The 25,757-nt window shown below is 60.8% G+C and carries 20 protein-coding genes and 1 CRISPR repeat array (1 of these 21 running past the window's edge); of the genes, 11 read left to right on the forward strand and 9 right to left on the reverse strand.

The window, feature by feature from the left end:
* Window positions 1–1,896: direct repeats of the CRISPR family, unit length 37 nt; unit sequence GTTTTCCGGGGCATTCCTGCCCCGGCCTCATTGAAGC; it begins 344 nt to the left of the window's first position.
* Between the two features lie 70 nt (window positions 1,897–1,966).
* The 7 genes from GY33_RS0118335 to GY33_RS21165 form a co-directional block, all read right to left on the reverse strand.
* The gene (locus tag GY33_RS0118335) at window positions 1,967–2,230 is read right to left on the reverse strand and encodes an AbrB/MazE/SpoVT family DNA-binding domain-containing protein (RefSeq protein WP_200874897.1); all 264 of its coding nucleotides are present in this window, start codon (window positions 2,228–2,230) and stop codon (window positions 1,967–1,969) included.
* A 4-nt stretch (window positions 2,231–2,234) separates the two neighbouring features.
* Window positions 2,235–2,504 (reverse strand): Txe/YoeB family addiction module toxin, encoded by a 270-nt coding sequence (locus tag GY33_RS0118340; RefSeq protein WP_031388721.1) that lies wholly within the window; start codon window positions 2,502–2,504, stop codon window positions 2,235–2,237.
* Window positions 2,494–2,772: a type II toxin-antitoxin system Phd/YefM family antitoxin gene (locus GY33_RS0118345; RefSeq protein WP_031388722.1), complete on the reverse strand. Its 279-nt coding sequence runs from the start codon at window positions 2,770–2,772 to the stop codon at window positions 2,494–2,496. Before GY33_RS0118345 ends, GY33_RS0118340 begins: the two co-directional genes overlap by 11 nt.
* Before the next feature lie 159 nt (window positions 2,773–2,931).
* Window positions 2,932–3,666, reverse strand: a complete 735-nt coding sequence (locus GY33_RS0118350; RefSeq protein WP_031388723.1) for a hypothetical protein — start codon at window positions 3,664–3,666, stop codon at window positions 2,932–2,934.
* Window positions 3,667–3,726: 60 nt separating this feature from the next.
* Window positions 3,727–4,869 (reverse strand): site-2 protease family protein, encoded by a 1,143-nt coding sequence (locus GY33_RS0118355; RefSeq protein WP_031388724.1) that lies wholly within the window; start codon window positions 4,867–4,869, stop codon window positions 3,727–3,729.
* 260 nt (window positions 4,870–5,129) lie between these two features.
* Window positions 5,130–6,413, reverse strand: coding sequence for a DEAD/DEAH box helicase (locus GY33_RS0118360; protein WP_084185374.1), 1,284 nt, complete (start codon window positions 6,411–6,413; stop codon window positions 5,130–5,132).
* Window positions 6,414–6,583: 170 nt separating this feature from the next.
* Window positions 6,584–6,883: a hypothetical protein gene (locus GY33_RS21165; protein ID WP_152555261.1), complete on the reverse strand. Its 300-nt coding sequence runs from the start codon at window positions 6,881–6,883 to the stop codon at window positions 6,584–6,586.
* A gap of 70 nt (window positions 6,884–6,953) precedes the next feature.
* Here GY33_RS21165 and GY33_RS0118370 point away from each other — a divergent pair, with 70 nt between their 5' ends.
* The 9 genes from GY33_RS0118370 to GY33_RS0118415 all read left to right on the forward strand — a co-directional run bounded on the left by GY33_RS0118370 (window position 6,954) and on the right by GY33_RS0118415 (window position 18,973).
* The gene (locus GY33_RS0118370; protein WP_031388727.1) at window positions 6,954–8,483 is read left to right on the forward strand and encodes a bifunctional GNAT family N-acetyltransferase/carbon-nitrogen hydrolase family protein; all 1,530 of its coding nucleotides are present in this window, start codon (window positions 6,954–6,956) and stop codon (window positions 8,481–8,483) included.
* 252 nt (window positions 8,484–8,735) lie between these two features.
* Window positions 8,736–10,676 (forward strand): DNA topoisomerase, encoded by a 1,941-nt coding sequence (locus tag GY33_RS0118375; protein ID WP_051822833.1) that lies wholly within the window; start codon window positions 8,736–8,738, stop codon window positions 10,674–10,676.
* A 482-nt stretch (window positions 10,677–11,158) separates the two neighbouring features.
* Window positions 11,159–12,289, forward strand: a complete 1,131-nt coding sequence (locus tag GY33_RS0118385; protein WP_031388729.1) for a class II glutamine amidotransferase domain-containing protein — start codon at window positions 11,159–11,161, stop codon at window positions 12,287–12,289.
* Window positions 12,253–13,926 (forward strand): glutamate synthase-related protein, encoded by a 1,674-nt coding sequence (locus GY33_RS0118390; protein ID WP_031388730.1) that lies wholly within the window; start codon window positions 12,253–12,255, stop codon window positions 13,924–13,926. The genes GY33_RS0118385 and GY33_RS0118390 overlap by 37 nt, the downstream gene beginning before the upstream one ends.
* Before the next feature lie 358 nt (window positions 13,927–14,284).
* Window positions 14,285–16,657, forward strand: a complete 2,373-nt coding sequence (locus GY33_RS0118395) for an FAD-dependent oxidoreductase (RefSeq protein ID WP_031388731.1) — start codon at window positions 14,285–14,287, stop codon at window positions 16,655–16,657.
* Window positions 16,658–16,799: 142 nt separating this feature from the next.
* Window positions 16,800–17,054, forward strand: coding sequence for a type II toxin-antitoxin system Phd/YefM family antitoxin (locus tag GY33_RS0118400; protein ID WP_031388732.1), 255 nt, complete (start codon window positions 16,800–16,802; stop codon window positions 17,052–17,054).
* Window positions 17,051–17,314, forward strand: coding sequence for a type II toxin-antitoxin system RelE family toxin (locus tag GY33_RS22030; RefSeq protein ID WP_084185376.1), 264 nt, complete (start codon window positions 17,051–17,053; stop codon window positions 17,312–17,314). The genes GY33_RS0118400 and GY33_RS22030 overlap by 4 nt, the downstream gene beginning before the upstream one ends.
* Window positions 17,315–17,480: 166 nt before the next feature.
* Window positions 17,481–17,990 (forward strand): 5-(carboxyamino)imidazole ribonucleotide mutase, encoded by a 510-nt coding sequence (purE, locus tag GY33_RS0118410; protein ID WP_031388734.1) that lies wholly within the window; start codon window positions 17,481–17,483, stop codon window positions 17,988–17,990.
* 32 nt (window positions 17,991–18,022) lie between these two features.
* Complete coding sequence (locus GY33_RS0118415; protein ID WP_031388735.1) at window positions 18,023–18,973, forward strand: histone deacetylase family protein; 951 nt, start codon at window positions 18,023–18,025, stop codon at window positions 18,971–18,973.
* Between the two features lie 9 nt (window positions 18,974–18,982).
* Here GY33_RS0118415 and GY33_RS20140 read toward each other — a convergent pair whose 3' ends face one another.
* Complete coding sequence (locus GY33_RS20140) at window positions 18,983–19,633, reverse strand: 3D domain-containing protein (RefSeq protein ID WP_051822834.1); 651 nt, start codon at window positions 19,631–19,633, stop codon at window positions 18,983–18,985.
* A 368-nt stretch (window positions 19,634–20,001) separates the two neighbouring features.
* Between GY33_RS20140 and GY33_RS0118425 the strand changes: the two genes are divergently transcribed.
* The gene (locus GY33_RS0118425; RefSeq protein ID WP_035272692.1) at window positions 20,002–21,558 is read left to right on the forward strand and encodes a leucyl aminopeptidase; all 1,557 of its coding nucleotides are present in this window, start codon (window positions 20,002–20,004) and stop codon (window positions 21,556–21,558) included.
* A 6-nt stretch (window positions 21,559–21,564) separates the two neighbouring features.
* On the opposite strand, the gene GY33_RS0118430 is transcribed toward GY33_RS0118425, so the two are convergent.
* Window positions 21,565–21,972 carry a fluoride efflux transporter FluC gene (locus tag GY33_RS0118430; protein WP_235185564.1) on the reverse strand — a complete coding sequence of 136 codons (408 nt, stop codon included), beginning with the start codon at window positions 21,970–21,972 and terminating at the stop codon, window positions 21,565–21,567.
* A gap of 335 nt (window positions 21,973–22,307) precedes the next feature.
* Between GY33_RS0118430 and GY33_RS20145 the strand changes: the two genes are divergently transcribed.
* The gene (locus GY33_RS20145; protein ID WP_051822835.1) at window positions 22,308–25,709 is read left to right on the forward strand and encodes a PAS domain S-box protein; all 3,402 of its coding nucleotides are present in this window, start codon (window positions 22,308–22,310) and stop codon (window positions 25,707–25,709) included.
* Window positions 25,710–25,757 lie beyond the last annotated feature (48 nt).

The following is a 25,757-nucleotide window of genomic DNA, read 5'->3' on the forward strand; positions in this document are numbered from 1 at the left end:
TTCCGTCAGCGTAAGATCCGGCTCGTTTTCCGGGGCATTCCTGCCCCGGCCTCATTGAAGCGTGGCTGGCGATATAGGTCTGGAGCCATTTCGACAACGTTTTCCGGGGCATTCCTGCCCCGGCCTCATTGAAGCTGCGGCCTGGAGCAAGTCCGCGTCCCAGAAGGTTCGCGTTTTCCGGGGCATTCCTGCCCCGGCCTCATTGAAGCTTGTCCACGGGCAAATTGTTTTCGTAGTCGTTCAACGTTTTCCGGGGCATTCCTGCCCCGGCCTCATTGAAGCCCCTGATCCGGCCAGACATGGAACCGGTCCTTTCCGGTTTTCCGGGGCATTCCTGCCCCGGCCTCATTGAAGCTTGCTACCCAGTTATCAGTGTTTTGGCTCCATTCTTGTTTTCCGGGGCATTCCTGCCCCGGCCTCATTGAAGCCGCCAAGGCGGGCCGCGCTGGATGACAGCCAGCCGATGTTTTCCGGGGCATTCCTGCCCCGGCCTCATTGAAGCACGTAATCCGGACTGGCCGTCTCCGGGCGCTTGGCGTTTTCCGGGGCATTCCTGCCCCGGCCTCATTGAAGCCGATGTGATTGCCAGGAACCCCTCTCCTTCCATAAGGGGTTTTCCGGGGCATTCCTGCCCCGGCCTCATTGAAGCCCCGGCGTCGAAGGAGGAGCCGAAATCCAACGCCGTGTTTTCCGGGGCATTCCTGCCCCGGCCTCATTGAAGCCTGAAGAACGCCAGCCGCGACGCCAAGTCCTGCTCGTGTTTTCCGGGGCATTCCTGCCCCGGCCTCATTGAAGCTCAGAGTCAACAACCATGATGGGCAGGTCGTTGTAGGTTTTCCGGGGCATTCCTGCCCCGGCCTCATTGAAGCTAGTCAATCGAAGTGCGGTTATTTTTCTGAATTCGGGTTTTCCGGGGCATTCCTGCCCCGGCCTCATTGAAGCACGGTCAGGTCGTAGGTCCTGCGCTTGCCGAGGCGTTGTTTTCCGGGGCATTCCTGCCCCGGCCTCATTGAAGCGAGGGCCTGCGCATCGGCATGGACCGGGGCGCGTTCGGTTTTCCGGGGCATTCCTGCCCCGGCCTCATTGAAGCTTGGATTAATACGTCATGGGAAATATCAAGCCTAGAGTTTTCCGGGGCATTCCTGCCCCGGCCTCATTGAAGCGAGCTAACCGCATCGTCAGATGCGGAATATATCTTGTTTTCCGGGGCATTCCTGCCCCGGCCTCATTGAAGCTGGTCCGGGCTGAACCATATTCACCATCACCACGTCGTTTTCCGGGGCATTCCTGCCCCGGCCTCATTGAAGCAATGTTGAAGGGGTTGGTCCTAACGGACGTAAAATGTTTTCCGGGGCATTCCTGCCCCGGCCTCATTGAAGCTCCTGGTTGTCCTTGAGTTCGCCGTAGGTGTACTCTCGTTTTCCGGGGCATTCCTGCCCCGGCCTCATTGAAGCGAGTCAATGCCACGGGCGCTGGCCTGGCTCCCCGCGACGTTTTCCGGGGCATTCCTGCCCCGGCCTCATTGAAGCTCAACGGGCTGGGGCTCCTGGGCCGGGAGGCGCACGGTTTTCCGGGGCATTCCTGCCCCGGCCTCATTGAAGCTCGAGGCGTACACGCGGACACTCGCTGAAATGATCGGCGTTTTCCGGGGCATTCCTGCCCCGGCCTCATTGAAGCCGCAGCACGGGCAGGGCCTTGAGCTGTCCGGCGTCGTTTTCCGGGGCATTCCTGCCCCGGCCTCATTGAAGCAACATCTCTAACGGGGTTAAGGAAGTGCGGCTGGCTGTTTTTCCAGGGTATTCCTGCCCCGGCCTCATTGAAGCCAACAACATGATGCAGCGCCAGATGGACGAGCGCATGATTTCCGGGGCATTTCTGCCCCGGCCTCATTCGACTCGCCCCGTACCCTCGGCTTGGCCGCCGAAAAGCAACGCCGAGACCAGCACGTTGGTGTCGATGACGACCTTCATGTCTTGTCCCGCGCCCAACGCACGGCATCGGCGACGGAGTCCTCGGTGAGGCCGAGTTCGCGCATCTTGAGGCGGATGGATTCGGTTTCCGTATTGGCTGTCTGAATCGGTTCCAGAACGACGGTTCCGTCTCGAAGGACGACATTGAAATAGTCGACCGGGGGGAGGTTGTTCATGATGGTCTTGGGGATCGTGATCCGGTTTTTCGAGGTCAATTTGGCGAGCAGGTCAGCCTCCTGTTTGAGTTGTTTGCGAGACAAGAAATCAGTAATGATACTTGGCCTGGAGAAAATCGATCCGTTCATCCCGGACCAGATAAACGAGGCGGTGTTCCTGGGTGATACGCCTGGACCAGAGACCGGAGGCGAGATGTTTGAGGGGTTCGGGTTTGCCGATGCCTTGGAACGGGTCGCGGAGGACCGCTTCCACGAGATCCAGGACGCGCAGGGCGGTCTTGCGCTCCGTTTTGACCCAATGGCGCAGGTCTTCTCGAAATTCCGGTTGGTATACGGCGATGCGCGGCCTACTCCGCAAGGCCGGCCTCGGTTTTCAGTTTCTGGAGCGTGCCGGCCTCGCCTTCGCCGTCCAGAGCGCGGTTCAAGGCCGTAAGCAAGCGTTTTGCGTTTTTGGGAGAACGCAACAAGTGGGCTGTTTCCATCAGACTGGACAATTCGTCCGCGGCGACCAGGGCGACATCTTGCCCTGTACGGCGGGTGATGACGACGATTTCACGGTCCTCGACAACCGTGTCGCAGAGGGTGCTGAAATTGGCCCTGGCATTGGTATAGGTGGTTTGCAGCATGGATGACCTCCTGCTTGTGTTGTACAGGAAACCTGTACAACCCCCTGCAGACCCCGTCAACAAACCCCAGCCTCTCAATTGCCGTGAGCACTCTTGTCGGCTTGGCTCCGACGCGACTCGGCAACATCCGGTTTGACGACACTGTGACGGTCTGAAGAACTACGTATTTCCCGGGACGCAGCGGATCAGTTCCAGGCGTGAGCGCTGCATGGGGTCGTCGAATTCCGGGCCTTTCATGGTTCGGACGTCGCGTTTGTCCTGGCCGACGACCTTGCCCAGGGCGTCGAAGGCCAGGTGTTGGCGAACCACCTGCAGGATGTCCCAGGCCACCCGGGCGTTGTCATGGACCAATTGGCTGTTGATGCCGTAGTAGGCGTCGCCCCGCAGTTCGGGGAAAAGGATTTCCCTGAAGCGTTGATCGAAGGCATGGGCCGCCTGGGCGGCGTCCTGGGGACAACCCAGGTAGCCCGCCGCGGCCCAACCCTGACCGATGGCCAGTCTGGCGTAGAGTTCGCAGGCCGTCCGCAGGCCGGCCAGTTCCGCGGTGGAAAGCGCGACCAAGACCCGGCTTTCGTCGTTACGAAACGCGGCGGCGATTTTTTCGCGGCAGGTCGCGAGGTCGTTGATTTCTTCGGCGCTCGCCGGTGCCGGAGCGCCGGTCTGGATCAGGCGGGCGAAGGCTTCGCGCAAGGCCGGGCATGCGGGGTCGTCGGGCTTTCGGTCGAAGCGCTCGGCCATCCTGCTTTCGCCCTCGACCTTTCCCCCGTGCCGCGCTGAAAACATTTCGCAAACAAAATCGATCTTCAGGTCGCACAACTCCAGTCCCAGAGTCAGCGCGGCGCGCATCACCCCGGCGTGCTCCCTTGAAAATCCGACCAACCACGTTCTTTCCATAACCATATCCATCCGCGTATCAAAAAAGTCGTTCCTCAACAGTCCGCTCAAAAACCCCGACTACTCCCCGAGCCCCTGCTCCCCGTACAGTTCCATCCGGGCGGTGAGATAGCCCAGGATGTCCTTCAGGGAGATTATCCCCACCAGTATTTGCCCTTCCATGACCATCATCCGGCTCAAGCCCGCGGCGTTCATCTTCTGGAGCACGTCCACAACGTCTTCTTCCGGGCCTACGGTGTTGATCAGGGAGCAGCGATTCATGACCTCCCGGACCTGGGTCGTCGGCCATTTTTCCCGGGCCACCTCCCCGACCTGCCGGGTGGTGATGCATCCCTGCACTCCGTGCTGGTCCCGAACAGGGTAGAACTTGTGATGATGACGATAGACGTAGTCCTCCACCAACTCCTGCAAGGTGATGGAGCCGGTCACGGTCAACGGCGGCTTCATCAGGGTCCGGACCCGCTCTCCGGCCAGGGCCTGCTTCACGGCCATGTGCCGATAGGAGTTCCGAGCCGCGAAGCGGATGAAAAAGCCGATCAGGGAGTACCACAATCCGCCGACCAGATTGCCTGTCAGCACGTTTAGCAGCCCGAGCCCGATCAGGACTAGGCCGAAGGTCATGCCAAAATTGGTCGCGATGCGGGTGGCCCAGAGTTGATCCTTCTTGAACTTCCAGAGCGCGGCCCGCAGAATCCGGCCCCCGTCCATGGGAAAGGCCGGGATCAGATTGAAGATCGCCAGGATCAGGTTGACCAGGGCCAGGTACATGAACACGCTGTTCAGGGCCTCGCCCATGCCGAAACGGATCCCGGAGTCGTAAACCAGATAAAAGCTCAGGGCCAGGAACAGGCTGGCCAACGGGCCGGCAATGGCGATCCAGAACTCGCTTTGCGGGGTCTTGGGCTCCTGGCTCATCTCGGCCACGCCGCCGAAAATGAACAGGGTGATCCCCCGGACCTCCACCCCGAACTTCCGGGCTACCCAGGAATGCCAGAACTCGTGGAACAAAATGGAGAAAAACAGGCCAAAAGCGCCGATCAGCGCCAGCTTCCAGTAATCCAGCGGCTCCAGGCCCTCCAGCACGTGCGGAAAAAAGCCCACGGCCAGGGACCAGGTCACCAGGACCGCGATGACGATCCAGCTCGGGTCCACCTTGAATTCAAAGCCAAAAGCCGTGAACAGCTTGAAACTCTTTCCAAACATGCGGTCCATCCTTTGTGAGCGTGACGGGATGAGGATAACGGGGGACGGGTGCAACCGGCCTCCAGTTCTGTCGGCCGCCATGTCGTTCTTGCAGGATATCCAGCCAGGCAGCCGCCATAAGCCCTACCGTGAGCGTCGCAAAATGACAACGCGGCACGGGAAACGCCCCTCGAAGCACTATCGCTTTTTTCACCGGAGGCCGGAAACAAAAAGGCCCCGGATCACTCCGGGGCCTTTTGCTTCAGGATTCGCGACGGGATCTACCGAGCCCTGCTTTCAGCGCCACCTCGGGACCGACCCTGGGAGTAGCCCTGGGACTGGCCCTGGGACATCCCACGCGACGTACCGGACCGACCGTATGTCGATCGGCTCTGGCGGGGACGCTCCCGGTCCCGGTCCGGCTCCACGCTGCCGGGCGCGGCGTAGTCGAAGCCTTCCAGGGTTCGTCGTTCGATCTTTCCACCGAACTTGCGCTCAATGGCCCGGACCTGCTCGTCGTCCTCACGGGTGACCAGGGACAGGGCTTCGCCTGTGCGCTCGGCCCGACCGGTGCGGCCGATGCGATGGGTGTAGCTCTCGGTGGTGTCCGGCATGTCGAAGTTGATCACGTGGGTGATCCGTTCGCAGTCAATGCCCCGGGAGGCGATGTCCGTGGCCACCATGATCGTGTACTTGCCGGTGCGTAGGCCGGTCATGGCCTCCTGACGGCGATTCTGGGACATGTTGCCCTGCAGGAACGTGGCGGCCCAGCCCTTGCCCTCCAGCTTTCTGGCCAGGGATTTGGCCCGGTGCTTGGTCCGGGTGAAGACCAGCATGGTTTCGTGGTCCGTGGACCGCAGCAGTTCTTCCAGCAGCCCGGCCTTGAGATGGCCCGGCACGGGATAAAACGCATGGGAGATGGACGCCTTGCGGTCCGTGATCTCGGCCTTCACCTCCACCGGGTCACGCAGGTATTCCCTGGTCAGCTTCCGGATCTCATCGGGCATGGTCGCGGAAAAAAGCATGGTCTGGCGCTTGCCGGGCAACCGGGAAACGATGCGCCGGATGTCCGGGGCAAAGCCCATGTCCAGCATCCGGTCCGCCTCGTCCAGAACCAGGGTGTCCACCTTGGACAGATCCACCAGCTTCTGATTCATCAGGTCCAGCAAGCGACCAGGGCAGGCCGTGACGATGGTCGCCCGGCTCAGGCTCTTGACCTGGGGGTTCTGGCTCACGCCGCCGAAGACCGCGGCGCAACGCATCCCGGTTTCAGCGCCCAATTCCACGAAGTTCTCATGGATCTGCACGGCCAGTTCCCTGGTCGGGGCCAGAACCAAAACTCGGACCGGTCCCTGTTTGGCAACATCCAGGGCGAGCAGTTTTTGTAAAATGGGTAAGGCAAAGGCAGCGGTCTTGCCCGTGCCGGTCTGAGCCAGACCGAGAACGTCCCGCCCTTCCAGCAACGGCGGAATGGCCTGGATCTGGATGGGGGTCGGGATCTGGTAACCGGCGCGAGAAACGCCGACCATGATGCGCTTATCCAGCGCAAATGATTCAAAATTCACAATAACTCCAAAAAATATAGATGAAAATCCGCAAAACGGCGTGATACGGACTGCGTGCCGAAACTTCGGCGAGGTATGGGAAAGCTCTGGGCTCGAGAATTCGTTCGGGCTGGACTCTGACCGGCGAGAGGGGGCCGATGGAGGAGACGAAGGAAGGGGCTCAATTCCAATCACGCAAGAGCAAGGCCGGACAATATCCACTTTTCGAAGAAAGTAAAGCGATTCGACGGCACACGTCCATAAACACGTATTTTCCAGCCCGGAAGTCGTCTCACTCCAGCCAGGACATTTTTGGTCTCGAAGCACGGGCACTCTGGATCGATTTCGATTTCGATTGATGCTGTCTCCGACGGGAAGCCGGCATCGAGATACTTCGATCTTTCCGGCATCCGCTCCCCTTGCCCGGCACGCGGTCCTTTTGTAAGGAAGCTCAAGGAAACTTCAGACGCGATCCCTTTTTCCGTTTTCAACGTAAAATCCGCTCACTCCCGCCCCCGGCACCCGCGACAAACCATTTTAACCAGAGAACGTGCTTTCACCATGACAAAATCCGTCTCCCACAAACTGAACCTGCGCAACCTGCGCGTCGAGGACTACGCCGACGTCCGGGCCATGATGCAGCGGGTCTATCGAACCGTGGATACCCCTTGGGAAAAATCCCAGATCGAGGCCATGATCCACCGGTTTCCCGAAGGCCAGATCTGCATCGAGGACAAGGGCCGGGCCGTGGCCGTGGCTCTGACCATGATGATCGACTACGCGGACTATATCGGCAAGCACACCTACATGCAGGTGGTGGGCGACGGCACCCTGTCCAACCATGACCCCGAGGGGGACTACCTCTACGGCATCGAGATCATCGTCGACCCCGAATACCAGGGCATGCGCCTGGGCCGCAGGCTGTACGACGCCCGCAAGGAACTCTGCGAAAAGCTGAATGTGCGGGGAATTATCGTCGGCGGACGGATTCCGGGATACCGCAAATTCAAGGACGAAATCACCCCCCAGGAATACATCAACCGGGTCAAGCGCAAGGAAATCTACGACCCGGTGCTCTCCTTCCAGCTCTCCAACGACTTCCACATCAAGCGTCTGCTTAAGAACTACTACCCCACGGATCACCAGTCCGAGGGCAACGCCGTGCTCCTGGAGTGGAACAACATCTATTACGAGGCCAAGACCCGGCTCATCGGCGGACGCAAGACCGTGGTCCGGCTGGGCGCGGTCCAGTGGCAGATGCGCCGCTTCGCGTCCTTCGAGGATTTCCAGCAGCAGGTGGAGTTCTTCGTGGACACGGTTTCGGACTACGGCACGGACCTGGTCCTGTTTCCGGAACTGTTCAACGCCCCGCTGATCGCCCAGTACGAGGACGAGAGCCCGCCCGAGGCCATGCGTCGGCTGGGCGAATACACCGAGGTGCTGCGCGAGGAACTGATGCGCCTGGCCCTGACCTACAACATCAACATCGTCAGCGGGTCGGTGCCGGAGTATCGGGATCACAAACTGTACAACGTCTCTTTTCTCTGTCGCCGGGACGGGACCTGGGACGCCCAATACAAGCTGCACATCACGCCCGAGGAGAATCGCTCCTGGGGTCTGACCGGCGGCGAGGCGCTGAAGACCTTTGACACGGACATCGGCCGGATCGGCATCCTGATCTGCTACGACATCGAATTCCCGGAGCTGGCCCGGCTGCTGGTGGAGCGCGGCGCGAACATTCTCCTGGTCCCCTTCTGGACGGACACCAAGAACGCCTACCTGCGGGTGCGCCTTTGCGCCCAGGCCCGGGCCATCGAGAACGAATGCTACGTGGTCATCTCCGGCAGCGTGGGCAACATTCCCAAGGTGGAAACCATGGGCATCCAGTATTCCCAGTCCGCCATCTTCACCCCCTCGGACTTCGCCTTTCCCCACGACGCCATTGCCGCGGAAACCACCCCGAACACGGAAACCACCCTGATCACGGACGTGGACCTGGACCTGCTCAAGGAACTGCGCCGCCAGGGCAGCGTGCGAAACATGAAGAGCCGACGGCGGGACCTCTACCGGCTGAAGTGGATCGGCCATTGATCCAGGGCGGATTTGTTCTCGATCCACGGGCGTTCTTCGGATCGGTATCGAAATCGAAATCGAAATCGTGATCGAAATCGTTTCCTGGTAACTTTCCGATTTCGATTTCGATTTGGATTTCGATTTGGATGAGTGCTGGCCCTCCATGAGGGGATACTTTTCAGACCATGGCACCTGCGACATTGGAAGTATTGTGATTTTACAGAGATCAAATCCGTCCTGGCCATTGATCCACGGCCCGCGACCCTTCCGATGAAAACCCTGATCCTGGCTGAAAAGCCCTCCGCCGGGCGGGACCTGGCCCGGGTGCTCAAGATCGCCCCGGCCAAAGGCCGTTCTCCGGCCTATCTGGAGGACGAGCGCTACGTGGTGTCCTGGATGATCGGCCATCTGCTGGGCTACGCCTACCCCGGCGAGCAGAACCCGGCCTGGCTGAAATGGTCCTTCGCCACGCTGCCCATGTTTCCGGAGCGCTTCCTGCTCAAGGAACTGCCGAACACCGCCCGGCAGGTAGAAATCCTGCGCGGCCTGCTGGCCCGGGAGGACGTGGGCGAAATCATCGTGGCCACGGACGCGGGCCGGGAAGGCGAGCTGATCTTTCGCCACCTTTACGACCACCTGGGCTGTACCAAGCCCTTTCGCCGCTTGTGGATTCTGGACAACACCGACGCCGGAATCCGCAAGGCCTTCGCCGAACTGCAACCCGGGGGGCGCTTTGACAACCTGGCCGCCTCGGCCCGGGCCCGCTCGGAGTCCGACTGGCTGGTGGGCATGAACTTTTCCCGGGCCTACACCATCAAGGGCGGGGACAAATTCAGCATCGGCCGGGTCCAGACCCCGGTCCTGGCCCTGCTGGTCCATCGACGCAAGGCCGTGGACGCCTTTGTCTCCGAGCCCTTTTTCACCTGCACGGCCACGCTTTCCCCCCTTCCGCCCGCCCAGGGCGATCCCTTCCCGGCCCAGGTCCTGGCCCCGCCGGATTTCACCGGCGACCGCTTCAAAACCAAGCAGGAAGCCCAGGACCAAGCCACCAAGGTGGACGGCCTGGACGGAGTGGTCGCGACCCTGGAGCAAAAGGACGTGGTCATCGCCCCTCCCCTGCTCTACGACCTGACCGCGCTGCAGAAGGAAGCCAACGCCAAATACGGTTTTTCGGCCAAACAGACCCTGGACATGGCCCAGAAGCTCTACGAGGCGGAAAAGGTGATCACCTATCCGCGTACGGACAGCCGATACATCACCCAGGAAATCTTCAAGGAAATGGACCAGCGTCTGGCCGCCCTGCCCAAAGGCTACAAGCCCCTGACCGACCTGGCCCTGGAGCGCCTGAAAACCCACAAAACCTTTGCCTGCGTCAACGACGCCAAGGTCACGGACCACTACGCCATCCTGCCCACGGGCAAGACGCCCTCCTCGGGCATGGATCAGCGCCTGAAACAGATCTACGACCTGGTGGCCCGGCGGCTCATCGCCGCGTTCCTGCCCGCGGCCAAGGTCCGCAACACGAAAATGCTCCTGGACGTGCATGGGCAAAAGCTCCAGGCCGCGGGCAAGGTCTTCCTGGATTCCGGCTGGCTGGTGGCCGAACCCTGGCGCAAGGGCGACGACGTGGTCCTCCCGGCCCTGGAGCAAGGCAGCCCGCTCCATGTGGACGCCACCGAGGTCAAGGCCAGCAAGACAAAGCCCCCTTCTCATTTTACGGAAAAGACCCTCCTGGCGGCCATGGAACGGGGGGATTTTGAAACGCCGGGGCCGCAAGCGGACGACCACGCTTCGAGCAATGGACACAGCGAAGGCGAAACCGGCCGGGAAACCGCGCTGAACTCCATCATGGGCCTGGAGGACCAATCCCGTCCCGCCCCGGCCGTGGGCATTGGCCGGCCCTCCACCCGGGCCGCGATCATCGAACTGCTGGTGGAGCGCGGCTACGTCCGCCGGGACAAGAAGCGCCTCATCGCCACGGAGACCGGGATCACCCTGATCGACTTCGTGGAATCCACCGTGCCCCAGCTCACCTCGGCCAAGATCACCCATGTCTGGGAAAAGGCCCTGGAGAACATCGCCCAGGGCCGGGACGATCCCCGGGAATTCATCGCCCGGATCAAACAGTTCACCACCCAAGGCATCCAAATCATGGCCCGCCAACCCACCCGCCCCCGCGTCGCCCGCCCAAATGCTCCCTCTCCAGGATAGAAATGGATAACCGCACGCACGCGCCCCAGTTCGTCCATTTCATCCAAAAAAATCAATCCGCTTTTCCCGCCCCTCTCCCCCCGCAAGGACATGACCAAAATCCCTTGCCATGGCCTTGCGCATTCATTACACACCTTTCAAAAATGGCAAGTCGTCATTTCCGACCGCTAAAAGAATTCGTTTTTACTTCCTCTCAGGCTAGTATCCACGCGGATAAAAGTTCATCGAACATGCCTGGGTCGACCTGGTCTTGAACTCTGATAATGCGGCTGTGCGTGTTTTTTTTGTTGCGAAGCGTTGACAAATGGCCGCTTTGCCATTTATTCGCCTCCCTGAAGCTACATTTTTGTATCATCAATAAAAAATTGATTGTCATTTTAGAGCAAATTGAAAAAAATTGTCATTTTTTTTGAACCCAGGTCCGCATCCGGACCGCGATCCGGATGCCCATCTCTCCCCCTCTTGCCCCACGAGTAGAATCCATGTGCCGATTGTTCTCCCTGACCAGCTCCGTCCCCATCTCCCCGATGCGGGCCATCGAGGCGCTGGACGTGATGAAGGAAGGTCATGACGGTTCGGGGATCGGTCTGTTTCTGACCGACCTGGCCGGTCCCTTCCAGGACTGCAAGCACCTGCCCATCCTTTCCGGCATCTTCACCCATGCGGGTCTGCGCCGGATGGAGGAGTTCATGTCCAGCCAGGGCTTTACGCCCAAATTTCGACTGACCCTGGAGGCCGAGGAAACCCCGCCTCCGGGCACCCCGAAGCGCGACGTCTATCTGTCCCAGGTCTTTGAACCGCCCTCGGCCTGGGCCGATCTGGCCCCGGCCGTGCGCGAACAGGAACTGACCAAGACCCGCCTGGCCCTGCGCCACATGGGCCAGGCCGAGGAGGACATCGTTGTCTTCAGCTTCTGGCCGGACGTGCTGATGATCAAGGAAGTGGGCGATCCCATGGAGATTGGCGATTATCTGGGCCTGGACCGGGAAGAGGTTTATGCCGGGCGGATTCTGGCCCAGGGTCGGCAAAACACCAACTACGGGATCAATCTCTACGCCTGCCACCCCTTTTTCATCCAGGGCGTCTCCACCATGACCAACGGAGAGAACACGGCCTTCGTGCCCATCAAGGAATACCTGGGCAGCCAGGGCGTGCCGGGCTATGAAGGCTACCAGTCCGATTCCGAGGTGTTCACCCATATCCTGCACTTCACCCTCAAGGGCCTCGGCCTGAGCCTGGAAGCCTACAAGCACGTGATCACCCCGCTCCAGGACGACGACCTGGAATCCCATCCGGACCGGGACTTCCTGCACACCATGAAGCAGGCCTGCCGCCGACTAATCATCGACGGCCCGAACTGCGTCATCGGCTGCCTGCCGGACAAGACCATGTTCATGGTCCAGGACCGCAAGAAATTGCGGCCCGGCATCGTCGGCGGACGGCCCGGCCTGTTCGCCTTTTCCTCCGAGGCCTGCGGCCTGGACGCGGCCATTCCGGATCGCGACAAGTCTAAGGATTTTCAACCCATGCACCTTGACACGGCCATTGTTTCGCCGGACTGTCAGGAGGTACGTATATGCCGGCAAACACAGCCGTTACCCCGTCAACATTAAGCCAGCGGGATCTGCCCTGGCAGATCGACTGGGACATCCAGACCTGCACCTTGTGCGGGCGATGTACAGCGGTCTGCCCGGTGAACGCCATCGAGTTCGGGACGTTCCGCAAGCGGACCATCTTCACCCCGCCCCTGGGCCTGCTGGACAAACGGACCTCTGACAAGCCCTCCGGTCAACAGGACAGGCCCTCGTCCACCTCCAGCATCTACTACGGCATCCGCCAGCGCACGGACCCGGCCTATGCCTGCATCGGCTGCGCCATGTGCAACATGGTCTGCCCGAACAACGCCATCAAGCCCCACAAGTCCGAATCCACGGACCTGCTCCGCTTCCACCGCGACCGGGGCGGCCAGCCCAGAACCCGGGGCGGTCGACGCAATGCCGGGGACAGCGTCCTGGACCAGATCAAGTTCATGCGCATTTCCATGCTCACCGACCCAGCCCTGGACGCCGGACGCCACGAATTCGAGCTGCGCACCCTGATCGGACGCATCCTGCCCCCGGCCGAGGCCCTCAAAACCCAACGGGAAAACGGCTGGATGCCGCCGGTGCGGGAAATCTATCCGTTGATGATCGGCTCCATGAGCTTCGGCGCGCTCTCCCCGAACATGTGGGAGGGATTGCAGATGGGCGTGGCCTACCTCAACGAGGAACTGGGCATGCCTGTCAGGATGTGCACCGGCGAGGGCGGCTGTCCGCCCCGGCTGCTGCGCTCCCGATTCCTGAAATACGTGATTTTGCAGATCGCCAGCGGCTATTTCGGCTGGGACGAGATCGTCCACGCCATCCCGCACATGAAGGAAGACCCCTGCGCCGTGGAGATCAAGTACGGCCAGGGCGCCAAGCCCGGGGACGGCGGACTGCTCCAGTGGCACAAGGTCAACCAGCTCATCGCCGCCATCCGCGGCGTGCCGCCCGGGGTCAGCCTGCCCAGTCCGCCCACGCACCAGACCAAGTACTCCATCGAGGAGGCCGTGGCCAAGATGATCCAGTCCATGAGCATGGCCTGGGGCTTCCGGGTGCCGGTCTACCCGAAGATTTCGGCCTCCAGCACCTCCCTGGCCGTACTGAACAACCTGACCCGCAACCCCTACGCCGCGGGCTTGGCCATTGACGGCGAGGACGGCGGCACCGGCGCGGCCTACAACGTGTCCATGAACCACATGGGCCACCCCATCGCCTCCAATCTGCGGGACTGCTATCTGAACTTGGTCAAACTGGGCAAACAGAACGAGCTGCCGATCATCGCCGGCGGAGGCACGGGCAAGAACGGGAACCTGGCGGCCAATGCCGCGGCCCTGATCATGCTCGGGGCCAGCGCGGTCCAGATCGGCAAGTACATCATGCAGGCCGCGGCCGGCTGCCTGGGCTCCGAGGGCGACCGCTGCAACATCTGCAACATCGGCCGCTGCCCCAAGGGCATCACCTCCCAGGATCCGCGCCTGTACCGCCGCCTGGACCCGGAACAGGTGGCCGAGCGGGTGGTGGACGTGTACGTGGGCTTTGACACGGAACTGAAAAAAATCGTCGCGCCCCTGGGCCGTTCCACCTCCCTGCCCATCGGCATGTCCGACGCCCTGGGCATCGCGGACCGGGCCGCGGCGGAGCGGCTGCAGATCAAGTACGTGGTTTAGCGATGCCGCCCCAAAAAGCACGCCAGCTGCGTTGCTTCGGTTCGTTCCAGCCCTCACGTATGAACCAATACGCTTCAGTCTGGAACGAACCTCGCGCCTTGCCGTCGCACCTTTTGGGACGGCATCGCGGGAATTCGCGTTTATCCATTCCGGGTTCCGTCGCAAAGACTGAACTGAATGTTGAAAAAGTCCTTATCCGGCAGTCCGTTCAAAAACCCTCAAGTGCAAGAAGCAAAAAAAGTTCAAGGTCGAAGCGTATTTATTCATACGTGAGAGTTTGAACTTTTTGCGGCGACGCAGCAATTGGGAGTTTTTCAACGGACTGTGAACCCCAAGCATATTTCAACGAGGCAGAGCAATGAGCAAGGCAAAAACAGTGCACATCGCCGGCAAAGACGAGGCAGGCCGGGTGTCTTCCCGGATTCTGGAGGAACGCATCCAGGAGGCGGTGCGGGGCGGGGCGGGGCGTCTGGAGATCGCCGCATTCGGCCAGCACGGCATCGGCGGACGGATCTTTCAGCCCCAGGGCAAGCCGGTCAACGTCCAGATCACCGGCTCTCCGGGGCAGCGCACCGGCTCCATGGGCTCGCCGGGCACGACCATCGAGATTCACGGTCCGGCCTCGGACGATATTGGCTGGCTGAACGCCGGAGCGGAAATCGTGGTCCACGGCTACGCCACCAACGGGGCCTGCAACGCCATGGCCCAGGGCAAGGTCTGGGTGGCCGGGAACATCGGCTCCCGGGGCATGACCATGACCAAATACAATCCCCGGTTCGCCCATCCGGAACTCTGGGTTCTGGGCTCGGCCGGAGACTACTTCGCCGAGTTCATGGCCGGCGGGGTCGCGGTGATCTGCGGCCATGAGGCCCAGGACCCGCGCAACGTCCTGGGCTACCGGCCCTGCGTGGGCATGGTCGGGGGCAAAATCTTCTTTCGCGGCCCGATCCACGGCTACAGCCAGGCCGACGCCAAGCTGGTCCCCATTTCCGATGAGGAATGGGCCTGGCTGACCGAAAACATGGACCTGTTTCTGGGCAGGATCAAACGCAAACGGCTGCTCAAAAAGCTCACGGTACGCGAAGAATGGCAGTGCGTCGCCGCGCGCACGCCCATGGAAAAGGTCGGGGCCAAGCGCCGCTCCATGGCCCGGTTTCACCAGGACGTCTGGGACAAGGAACTGGGCCGGGGCGGAATGATCGGCGACCTGACCGACCTGGACCGGAGTCCCGTCCCCCTGATCACCACCGGGGAGCTGCGCCGCTACGTCCCGGTCTGGGAGCACCGCAAGTATCTGGCCCCCTGCCAGTCCGCCTGTCCCACGGGCATGCCGGTCCAGGAGCGCTGGCGGCTGATCCGCGAGGGCAAGGTGGACGAGGCCGTGGACGTGGCCCTGGCCTTCACTCCCTTTCCGGCCTCCATCTGCGGCTATCTCTGTCCCCATCTGTGCATGCAGGGCTGCACCAAGGGCGTGGCCGGCAATCTCCAGCCCGTGGACATTACTCCGCTGGGCAGAAAGGGCGTTTCCTCCAAGCCTCCGAAGCTCCCGGACCTCGGCGGCGCCCGGGTGGCGGTGATCGGCGGCGGTCCGGCCGGAATCTCCGTGGCCTGGCAGCTCCGACTCAAGGGTCACGACACCTGGGTCTACGACCTGGAAAAGGTTCTGGGCGGGAAGATGGCCACGGCCATTCCGGAGCAGCGCATTCCCAAGGAGGTTTTGGAGGCGGAGATCGAACGGGTGCGCAAGGTCCTGCCTCAGGTGCATCTCCAACAGAACCTGACTCACAAGGAGTTCGACCAGCTCAAGGCGGACTTCGACTACGTGGTCATCGCCACCGGCGCGCAGAAGCCCCGGACTATTCCCATTCCCGGTTCCGAGCGGATCATCCCGGCCCTGACCTTTCTCAAGAACGCCAAGCTGGACAACCAGCCCGTGGGCAAGAAGCTCGTGATCATCGGCGCGGGAAACGTAGGCTGCGACGTGGCCACCGTGGCCCACCGTCTGGGCGCGGAGGAGATCACCCTGATCGACATCCAGGAACCGGCCTCCTTCGGCGAGGAGCGCAAGGAGGCCGAACGGGCCGGAGCGGTCTTCCGGTATCCCTGCTTCACCAAGGAGATCACGCCCGAGGGCGTGCTGCTGACCACCGGCGAAGTCATCCCCGCGGACACCGTGGTCATCTCCATCGGCGACCTGCCGGACCTGGGCTTTCTCCCCGAAACCATCGCCGTGGACCGCGGTTTCGTGCTGGTCAACGAAATGGGCCAGACCTCCGACCCCCAGGTCTTCGCCATCGGCGACATCGTCAAGCCCGGCCTGCTCACCGACGCCATCGGCGCGGGACGCAAGGCGGCCAGAACCATCGACGAAATGGCTGCGGGCAAGCGCCCCCAGGTGGATTCAGCCTGGCTCAAGGACTATTCCATCGAGTACAGCGAAACCTCGGAGCGCATTGATTATTCCCGGATGACCTTGGAATACTACGACCCCCGGATCACCGAGTACAACGACATGGAGCACTGCGCCTCCCAGTGCTCCTCCTGCGGCTCGTGCATGGACTGCGGCCTGTGCGACGCGGTCTGTCCCACCGCGGCCATCGAGCGAAAAAACCTGGGCAACGGCAAATACGAACGCGTCTCCAACCCGGACAAATGCATCGGCTGCGGCTTCTGCGGCAAATGCTGCCCTTGCGGAGTCTGGGCTTTAGTAGAGAATACACCCATGGGTTGATCTCACCGAAATCTCTCCTGCGAAGCCGCATGATCGGCACGAGCAAGCTTTTTACTGAGCCTGTTCGTCGAGGTTGTCCGGGTGGGCTTGACCAAAACACGGCTCACTTGTACATTTTGTACAAAATAAACAGGAGTGGACCATGGAAACACTTTCCATTGGGGAGGCGAGAGACCACTTCGCGGAACTGTTGAACCGGACGAGTTATGCCAAGGAACGCGTCGTCCTCACCCGGCATGGCAAGAGATTGGCTGCAATGGTTCCGCTGGAGGATCTGGAGCTTCTTGAGTTACTGGAAGATCGCCTGGATATTGAACAGGCCCGAAACGCTCTCGCCGAAGCGGGCACGGACATGCCCTGGGATGAACTGAAAAAGCAGCTCAGTCTGGGTCAATGAACTTCACCGTCCATTTTCGCCCTGGAGCAGCTCGTCAGTTTGCGAAACTTACTCGAAACATCCAGCTCGAACTTACCCCGATAATCGATCAACTGGCCGAGACCCAAATCCCTCCCGCGGCCAAAAAGTTGTCCGCCAAAGACAACCTTTACCGGGTCCGGCATGGACGGTACCGGATCGTTTATCAACTTCAAAACAACCAGCTTATCGTCCTGATCGTCGCCGTCGGACATCGACGAGATGTGTATCGAGGTCTCTGAGATGCATCTCAGATATTGGACGGCTGAGAAGGATTCACGTAATCTAGACCGCGTTGATCGTATCTGGAGAAATGTTCGGCGGAACGTTCGTCGGCAAGTATCGAATGCGACGACGCGTTTTTTTGCCTAAACACGCCCTCAAAACAACATTCAAGGAGCCTTGACTATGACCAAAGTCGCCATTTTCATGGGCAGCATCTCGGATGAAGACAAGATGGCCCCCTGTGCCGAAGTGCTCGGTTCACTGGGCATACCGCATTTGTTCACCGTGGCATCGGCCCACCGCACCCCGGAGCGGGTGCAGCGGCTGGTTCGGGAATTGGAGGACCAGGGCTGCAAGGTGTTCATCTGCGCGGCGGGCATGGCCGCTCACTTGGCCGGGGCTGTGGCCGCGAAGACCACCCGTCCCGTGCTCGGCGTGCCGTTGACAGCCTCGTCCCTGGGCGGCCTGGACGCGCTGCTGGCCACGGTCCAGATGCCTCCCGGCTTTCCCGTGGGCACCGTGGCCCTGGACAGCGCCGGGGCGCGCAACGCCGCCTGGCTGGCCGCCCAGATTCTGGCCTTGGAAGACCCGGAACTGGCTGAAAAGCTGCGCGCGAATCGGCAAAAGATGATCGACGGCGTGGAAAAGGCCGCGGCTGATCTGCGCGCCCGGCATCCCGGCAGCGCGGGCTGATCGCGCCGCGACGACATGAGAGACGAGCTTCCATGCGGCCCATGACCACGGCCCTGCTGTACGACCCGGTTTTCGCGGTCCACGACGCCGGGGCCGGGCATCCGGAGAGCGCGATGCGCTACACGGCCCTGGTCCGCGCCCTGGAAGAGGACCGGGAAACCGCGGGGCTTCCGCGGTTGCGTCCGCGCCCGGCGACGGAGAAGGAACTCGCCTCTTGCCACGGCACTGGATATATTGAACTGGTTCGGCGTCGCATCCAGGAAGGCCGCCGCAGCCTGGGATTTCCGGACACCAACGTCGGCCCCGGATCCTGGGACGCGGCGGTGCATGCCGCCGGAGGCGCCATGGTCGCCGTGGATGCCGTGCTCCAGGGGGACGTCAAGAGCGTCTTCTGCGTGGTCCGCCCTCCTGGCCACCACGCCCGTCCAAAGCAGGGCATGGGCTTCTGCCTCTTCAACAACGTGGCCCTGGCCGCCCGGCACGCCCAGATCGCCCACGGGCTGGAGCGGATCCTGATCGTGGACTGGGACGTGCACCACGGCAACGGGACCCAGGAAATCTTCTACGACGACCCGTCCGTCCTGTTCTTCAGCACCCACCAAAGCAATTGGTACCCCTACTCCGGCGCGGCCCACGAAACCGGCGACGGCGCCGGAGAGGGGTTCACCATCAACTGCCCCTTCCCCTACGGCACCGGCCTTGCTCCGATCCGCGAGGCGTTCCAGGAACGCCTCCTGCCCGCGGCCCGGGATTTCCAGCCGGAACTGGTCCTGATCTCCGCCGGCTTCGACGCCCTGGAAGCCGACCCGCTGGGCGGATTCCACCTGCACCCCGAAGACTTCACCGAGCTGACCGCCATTGTCCGAGACATCGCCCAGAACAACGGCGCCCAGGGACGGATCGTCTCCCTGCTGGAAGGCGGCTACGACCTCCACTCCCTGACCCTCGCGGCCCTGGCGCACGTCCGCGCCCTGAAGGCGTGACCATCGCCGTCACTCCATGCGCGAGCCTTTGCTGAACAAGGCCACCAATTCCCGATCCAGATCCGTGACGTCCGTTGCCAACGGCTCCACCAGGGTCACCAGGACGTTTTTTCGGACGCCGATCCGTTTGGCCGTGGGCACGTCCGCCACCAGGACGTCGATGGCGTTGGAGTAGCGGGCGTTCATCAGGTCGCTGACCAGGCGGACGCCGAAGCCCTCAATGTAGACCCGTTTACCCAGCCAGCCTCTCAAGTCACGGGAAACAGCCACGGTCCAGCCGGAGACCGGGGTCTGCATGATCGCGGTGTTGTCCACGTCGTCGTTGCATTCCTCGGGTCGGGCCGTGTACGCGGTCAGGCGTAATCGATGGGTGTTGGCGTCCCGATAGCCGTTGATCATCTGTTTAAGCACGGAATTTTCCTCAAGAAGCTTTTCCAGTTCTTCTTCCCGGCTTCCCTTGTTCTCCCGGTAGCCGTTGAGGAGCATCTTGAGGATCAGAATTTCGTCCTGGGCCTTGAGCAGTTCAAGGTCCTTCTCCATGCTGAACCGGTATTCCTTGGTCAGGACCGCCGGCTGACCGCCGACGCCGTCCACGGGTTTGAGCACATGGTAGAGGTTCATCAGGGCCAGAACAATAACGAGAGGCAGAGCGTAGCGCATGATCATCTCCTCATGGAGTGGACACGTCCGGCGCAAAGCGGGATTGTCCGGAGCAGTGGAGTGAGAGGAAGGGAGTTTTCGAGGTAATTTTTATTCGTATCCGGATGATTGTGCCTCCGCAATGTTGATAATCGAGAGTATTTCCGACTTTTTCCCGAAAACAACAAAGACATCGCCCTCATAACCCTGCCTGTCCGGAACCAACCCTCACCTTTTTCCATGGATACGGCATTTTTTTCTCAACACGTTGGGATGACATAATATTCAAGACTGTTTTTCCCGTGTGGACGAAATCCCACGACTGGACGGAACGCAAGGTTCGCGCTACGGAAACAGGCTTTTTTGAAGCATTCAAATCAGGAGGAACAATGGATATCACCTTACGATCCCAGGACGAGTTCGACGGCGAGGCCCTGGTTTTTTTCGTGTTCGAGAAGGACCTCGAGAAGACGCCCGGCCTGCAAACGTGGCTAGCCGCCCAAGGCGGCTGGTTGTCTGGAAACTCCGCCATGACCGCCTTTTCCGGAAAAACAAAATCCGCGCGCTATTTCTTCCCTCCCAGCGGTACCGCCTCCCCGGCGGTGATCCTGGTTGGGCTGGGTGGACGCAAGAGCTTTGGACAGCGGGAACTGCGCCGGGCCGTGGCCTCGGCCGTGGGTTGCGCCATGGACCTGCGGCTGAACGACATCGGCCTGGATACCAGCGTCCTGTCGGATACGGATTTGGATATCGCGCAAGCCGTGGAAGTGACGACCTGCGCCGCAATGACGGCCGTGTACCGTTTTGAGAGACTGAAGACGGAGAAAGACGAGTCCCCCACCCAGCCTCCAAAACTGCGCATTCTAAGGGACGACCCGAGGGACGACCAGGCGGATGCACGGCTGAAGACCCACTTGGACAGGAGCCTGGCAACAGGTCACGGGCTGAACCTGGCCAGGGACCTGGTGAACATGCCCGCCAACCTGGCCACCCCGGAATACCTGGCCCAGACAGCCCGGGATCTGGCCGGACGATACGGTTTCGGCTTGGAGGTCATGAACGCGGATCAGATCGAGGCCCTAGGCATGGGAGCCTTTGCCGCGGTTTTTCAGGCTAATCGGGACCAAGCCCGCCTGATCATCCTGGATTCCCGCCCAAGCCCTTCGGGGCTGCCCGACCAACCCACCTCCAGCGATGGAGAAAAGCCCTTGGTGGTGATCGGCAAGGGAATCACCTTCGACACCGGCGGCATCTCCCTGAAACTCAGCCAAGGCATGGAGGAGATGAAGGGGGACATGGGCGGGGCCGCGGCGGTGCTCGGCTTTTTCGAAGCCCATGGCCGACTGGGCCGTAGTGGCGGCGACCAGCGTCGGGTGGTGGGGATCATCCCCTGCACCGAGAACCTTCCCGGCCCCAAGGCAGTCAAGCCCGGAGACGTGGTAACGACCTGTTCCGGCAAGACCGTGGAAATCATCAACACCGACGCCGAAGGCCGTTTGCTGCTCTGCGACGCCCTGGCCTACAGCAAACGCTACGATCCGCTGGGCATCGTGGACTTGGCCACCCTGACCGGAGCCATGGTGGTTTCCCTGGGCCCTCGCATTGCCGGAGCCTTTGCCGCGCCGGAGTCGCTGGCCGAACAGGTTCGACGCATCGGCGAGCGGGTCGGCGAACCGGTCTGGCCCATGCCGCTCTGGGATGACTACAAGGATGAATTGAAAAGCGAAGTCGCGGACCTGAAAAACGTCGGAGCGAGAGAAGGCGGCGCGATCCACGCGGCCCTGTTCCTGCACCGCTTCGTCCCGGAGAACACCCCCTGGGTCCACCTGGACATCGCCGGACCGGCCTATGCCAAGAAAAAAGGCGACCATGGCATCGCCGGAGGAACCGGCTTCGGGGTGCGGATACTGATGGAGTTGACGCGGGAGTGGCCGGAAACAATTTGACGACCTTCAACGTCGCCCAACCCGAAACCCCAGCCCCAGGGCCGCGAAGCCCAGCAGGTTTTGCCCCAGGATTTTCAGGACGAGGACCAGCCACTGGCCCTGGTGAAGCAATACCTCGGCCTCGAAGACGTAGGTGGAAAAGGTGGTGAAGGAGCCGACAAAGCCGGTCAGGAGGACGAGTCCCAGGGGCTTGGGGATCAGGGCGCGTTTTTCGGAAATCGTCCAGATCAGGCCGAAAAGGAAGCAGCCCAGAACGTTGGCCAGGGAGGTGTCCCAGGGAAAGGCCGGACTCGGCAACAGAGCGGCCGCCGAAGATATCCCATACCGGGCCAAAGCCCCGGCCGCGCCGAACAGCCCGATGAGCAGGGCCGTGGCCAAAGGAGACAAGGATGGGGGTGGGAGGCGCTCAGACACGCTGGATGAGTGCGCCCAGGTTCGTGGAGTCCGGGACGTCAAAAAAGTGGATGGGCATGATATCCTCTGTAAATCGGATAATCAGGGTACTTGACGCAGCCGTTATACTACGGTCCTTTCCCGCCGCTACCGGGCTCTCAACCTTTCCGGTTCGTCTCGATTTTCCCTACAAGGTTCCAAAATGAACCACAAGGCTTCCAGAAACGCTCCCAAACACTCCCGAAGTGCTCCCGAAACACTCTCTGATCGCCGACCGATCAGCACCGGGAATTTGGTCCAACCTCATGGATATCTTGCCTCCCTGATGCCGTTCTCGTAGTGTCGGGAAAATGCATATGGGCATTCTTCATTGCGTCATCAACCGCTCCCTCAATATGTCTGAACATCCCGCCCCCACCTTGAACATGACCGATGATATCATGGCCGTGTTCGACGGCACCCCGGCCCTGCTCTGCGTCCTGGACGAGGAACAACGCATCCTGTTCGCCAATCGGGCCATGCGCGACTTCCTGGACATGGGCGTCGAAGACCTGCACCTCGGCCGGGCCTGCGGCGTATTCGGATGCATCAGGGCCCGGGAGCACCCGCGAGGTTGCGGATACGGCCAGAGCTGCGCCGTTTGCGAGCTGAATATCGCCATGCAGAGCACGCTCCAAACCGGTATCTCGTTTCAGGACATCGAATTCCGGACCACGCTGGTCAGCGACGAGGGCCATAGGGACGTCGTCCTGCTGGGGGCCACGGCCCTGCTGATGGTGAACAACCGGAGCAGACTCCTGCTGACCTTGTCCGACATTACGGCCCGGGACCGAATGGAACAGAATCTGCGCGAGACCCAGGAGCGTTTTCAGACTCTGTTCCATGCCAGCCCCAACCCGCTGATTCTGACCGCCATGAAGGACGGCAAGATCGTTGAAATCAATGAGGCATTCATGGCCCTAAGCGGGTACAGCCGCCAGGAGGTCCTGGGTAAAACCGTCCTGGAACTTAATATTTGGAAATACCCCGAGGAAAGGGACGTGTTTTTGGACATCCTGAGAAAGAACGGCACTTGCTCCCGCCATGAAGCCGATTTCCGCATGAAAAACAACAAGTTGCTCACCGGGCTGATGTTTTCCAAAATGATTCAGTTACACGGTCAACCGTATATTTTCTCCGCGGTCCAGGACATCAGCGAGCAGAAGCGGATGGCACAGGCCCTGGCCTCCAGCGAACTCCAGTTTCGAATGCTGTTTGAACACCACAACGACGCCATTTTGTGGGCTGATGTCGACGGCTACCTGCTCCGTTGCAATCAGGCGGCTGAAGATCTGTTTGAACGTAGCCGGGACGAATTGATCGGGATGCATCAGACCGAGCTGCATCCTCCCGAACGGCTCGAGTTCTATCATGAGCTGTTCAAGGACAATGCCCAAAACCGAAAAAATATCGCGGCGGATGTGGAAATCATCAGCAAATCCGGCATGATCAAGCCGGTTGAAATCCTTTCCACCATCATTGATGTGGACGGCAAGACCATCACCCAGGGAATTTTCGTGGACATCGGCGAACGGGTCGCGGCCCGCAAGCAGATCCAGTACCAGATCGACCTGCAGCACCTGCTCATGGACCTTTCCTTGCTCTTCCTGAACGTGCCCATGGATTTCCTGGACGAGGCCCTGCAGGAAGCCCTGGCCCGGGTCGGAGAGTTTTCCAAGACCGACCGTGTTTATATTTTCTCATATAACGTTGCGCAGCGGACCATGCGCAACACTCATGAATGGTGTGCCCCGGAGATTGAACCGAAAATCAACAACCTCCAAAACGTCTCGTTCGACGAAGCGCCGAACCAGATCACTCATCATCAAGCCGGGAAACCTTTTTACATCAACGACGTCAGCGACCTGCCCGAAACCGACCCGTTGCGAAAGCATCTGGCGGACCAAGGCATTCTCTCCGTGCTCTCGTTGCCGTTGCTGGACGGACAGGAATGCATCGGGTTCGTGGGTTTCGACTCGGTCCAGCGTCGAAGGGAATGGTCGGACACGGAGATCAAGTTGTTCATGGTCCTGGCGGAACTCCTGGTCAACGTCATTCGCCGCAAACGTCGAGAGGAGGAGTTGAAAACGGCCAGGGCCGAAGCGGAACGGGCCAATATCGCCAAAAGCCGCTTTTTGGCCACCATGAGTCACGAAATCCGTACGCCCATGAACGGCGTGGTGGGCATGACCGAATTGCTTCTGGATACGGAGTTGAACGAGGAACAGTCCAGATACGCACAGGTGATCCACGCCAGCGGCGAAGCCCTGCTCAGGCTGATAAACGACATCCTGGACTTCTCCAAAATCGAGGCCGACAAGCTGGAACTCGAAAAAGTGCCTTTTTCCCTGCCCGAGGTTCTGGACGCGACGGTGAACATGCTGGCCGTGACCGCCCAGACGAAAGGCCTACACCTCGGCTGGCAAATACACGACGACGTGCCCATCGCCCTTGTAGGCGATCCCCTGCGTCTGCGCCAGATTCTGCTCAATCTGTGCGGAAATGCCGTAAAATTTACGGAAAAGGGGGAAGTGGAGATCGAGGTTAATGTCGAAGGGGAGCGCGAAGAGGTTCATCTTCGCTTCTCGATTCGAGACACCGGCCCAGGCATCCCCGCGGACAAGCTCCAGCTCCTGTTTCAATGCTTCCAGCAGGTGGACGCGTCCACCACCCGGCAATTCGGCGGCACCGGCCTCGGATTGGCCATCTCCAAGCGTCTGGCGGAAATAATGGACGGAAAAATCGGCGTGGAAAGCACTGAAGGCCGGGGCTCCACCTTCTGGTTCACGGCTCGGTTCGGTAAGCAGCCCGGATCATGCACCTTCGAAAGCCCGAGCCGAACCACGCTCCGAGAAGCACGCCTGCCCGAACATTCGGAACAGATTCCACAAGTGCAGCCGGGCCTTCGCGTCTTGCTGGTGGAGGACAACCCGGTCAACCAACTCGTGGCCCGGAAGATGTTGCAAAAAATGGGCATTTTGGCGGATACGGCGAACAATGGACAAAAAGCCGTGGCCGCCATGAAAAACCGGGCCTACGATCTGGTGTTCATGGACATCGAAATGCCGATCATGGACGGGCTGGAGGCGACGGGAAAAATAAGGAGTCTGGAGTCGGAAGCCGGAAGTCAGAGTTCCGACCCTCATGTCTCAGGTTTCAACCCTCAGCCCTCCCATCGGCGTACGCCGATTATTGCCCTGACCGCCCACGCCGTGCATGGAGACCGGGAGAGATTCCTGGCCGCAGGCTTTGACGACTATCTGACCAAGCCTCTGCGGTTCGAGACCTTGCGCAAAACCCTGATCCAATGGATGCAACCGGCAAGTTCGCCCGACGGGCCTCTTTCCAAGACCGCATCCTGCATGGAGTCGGCCACGGAAACCGACGCTGTCTGTAACAAGCCGGAACTTTTGGACCGGGTCATGGGGGATCACGATCTGGTTCATGACGTGCTCCGTTCTCTGGTTGACAACGGGGCCGCACGGATCTCGGCCATCAAGGATCATCTGTCGCGGAGGAACGCGAAGGCCGTCGGAGAGGAAGCCCACGGCCTGAAGGGCGCGGCCTTGAACTGCAGCTGCCCGCACTTGGCCGAGACAGCCCAAAAAATGGAGGACGCGGGCCGAAACAACGACCTTGACGAGCTTCGAAGCCTGCTTCCACGGTTGGAGCGGGACTTCGCTGCGGTGCGCGATCTGGTGGCGCGCTCGTCCCCCTAACTGAGTGTTGAAAACGTCCTAATTCGACAGTCCGTTCAAAAACCCCAA

This window comes from Desulfonatronum thiodismutans (assembly GCF_000717475.1).
Lineage (GTDB): Bacteria > Desulfobacterota > Desulfovibrionia > Desulfovibrionales > Desulfonatronaceae > Desulfonatronum > Desulfonatronum thiodismutans.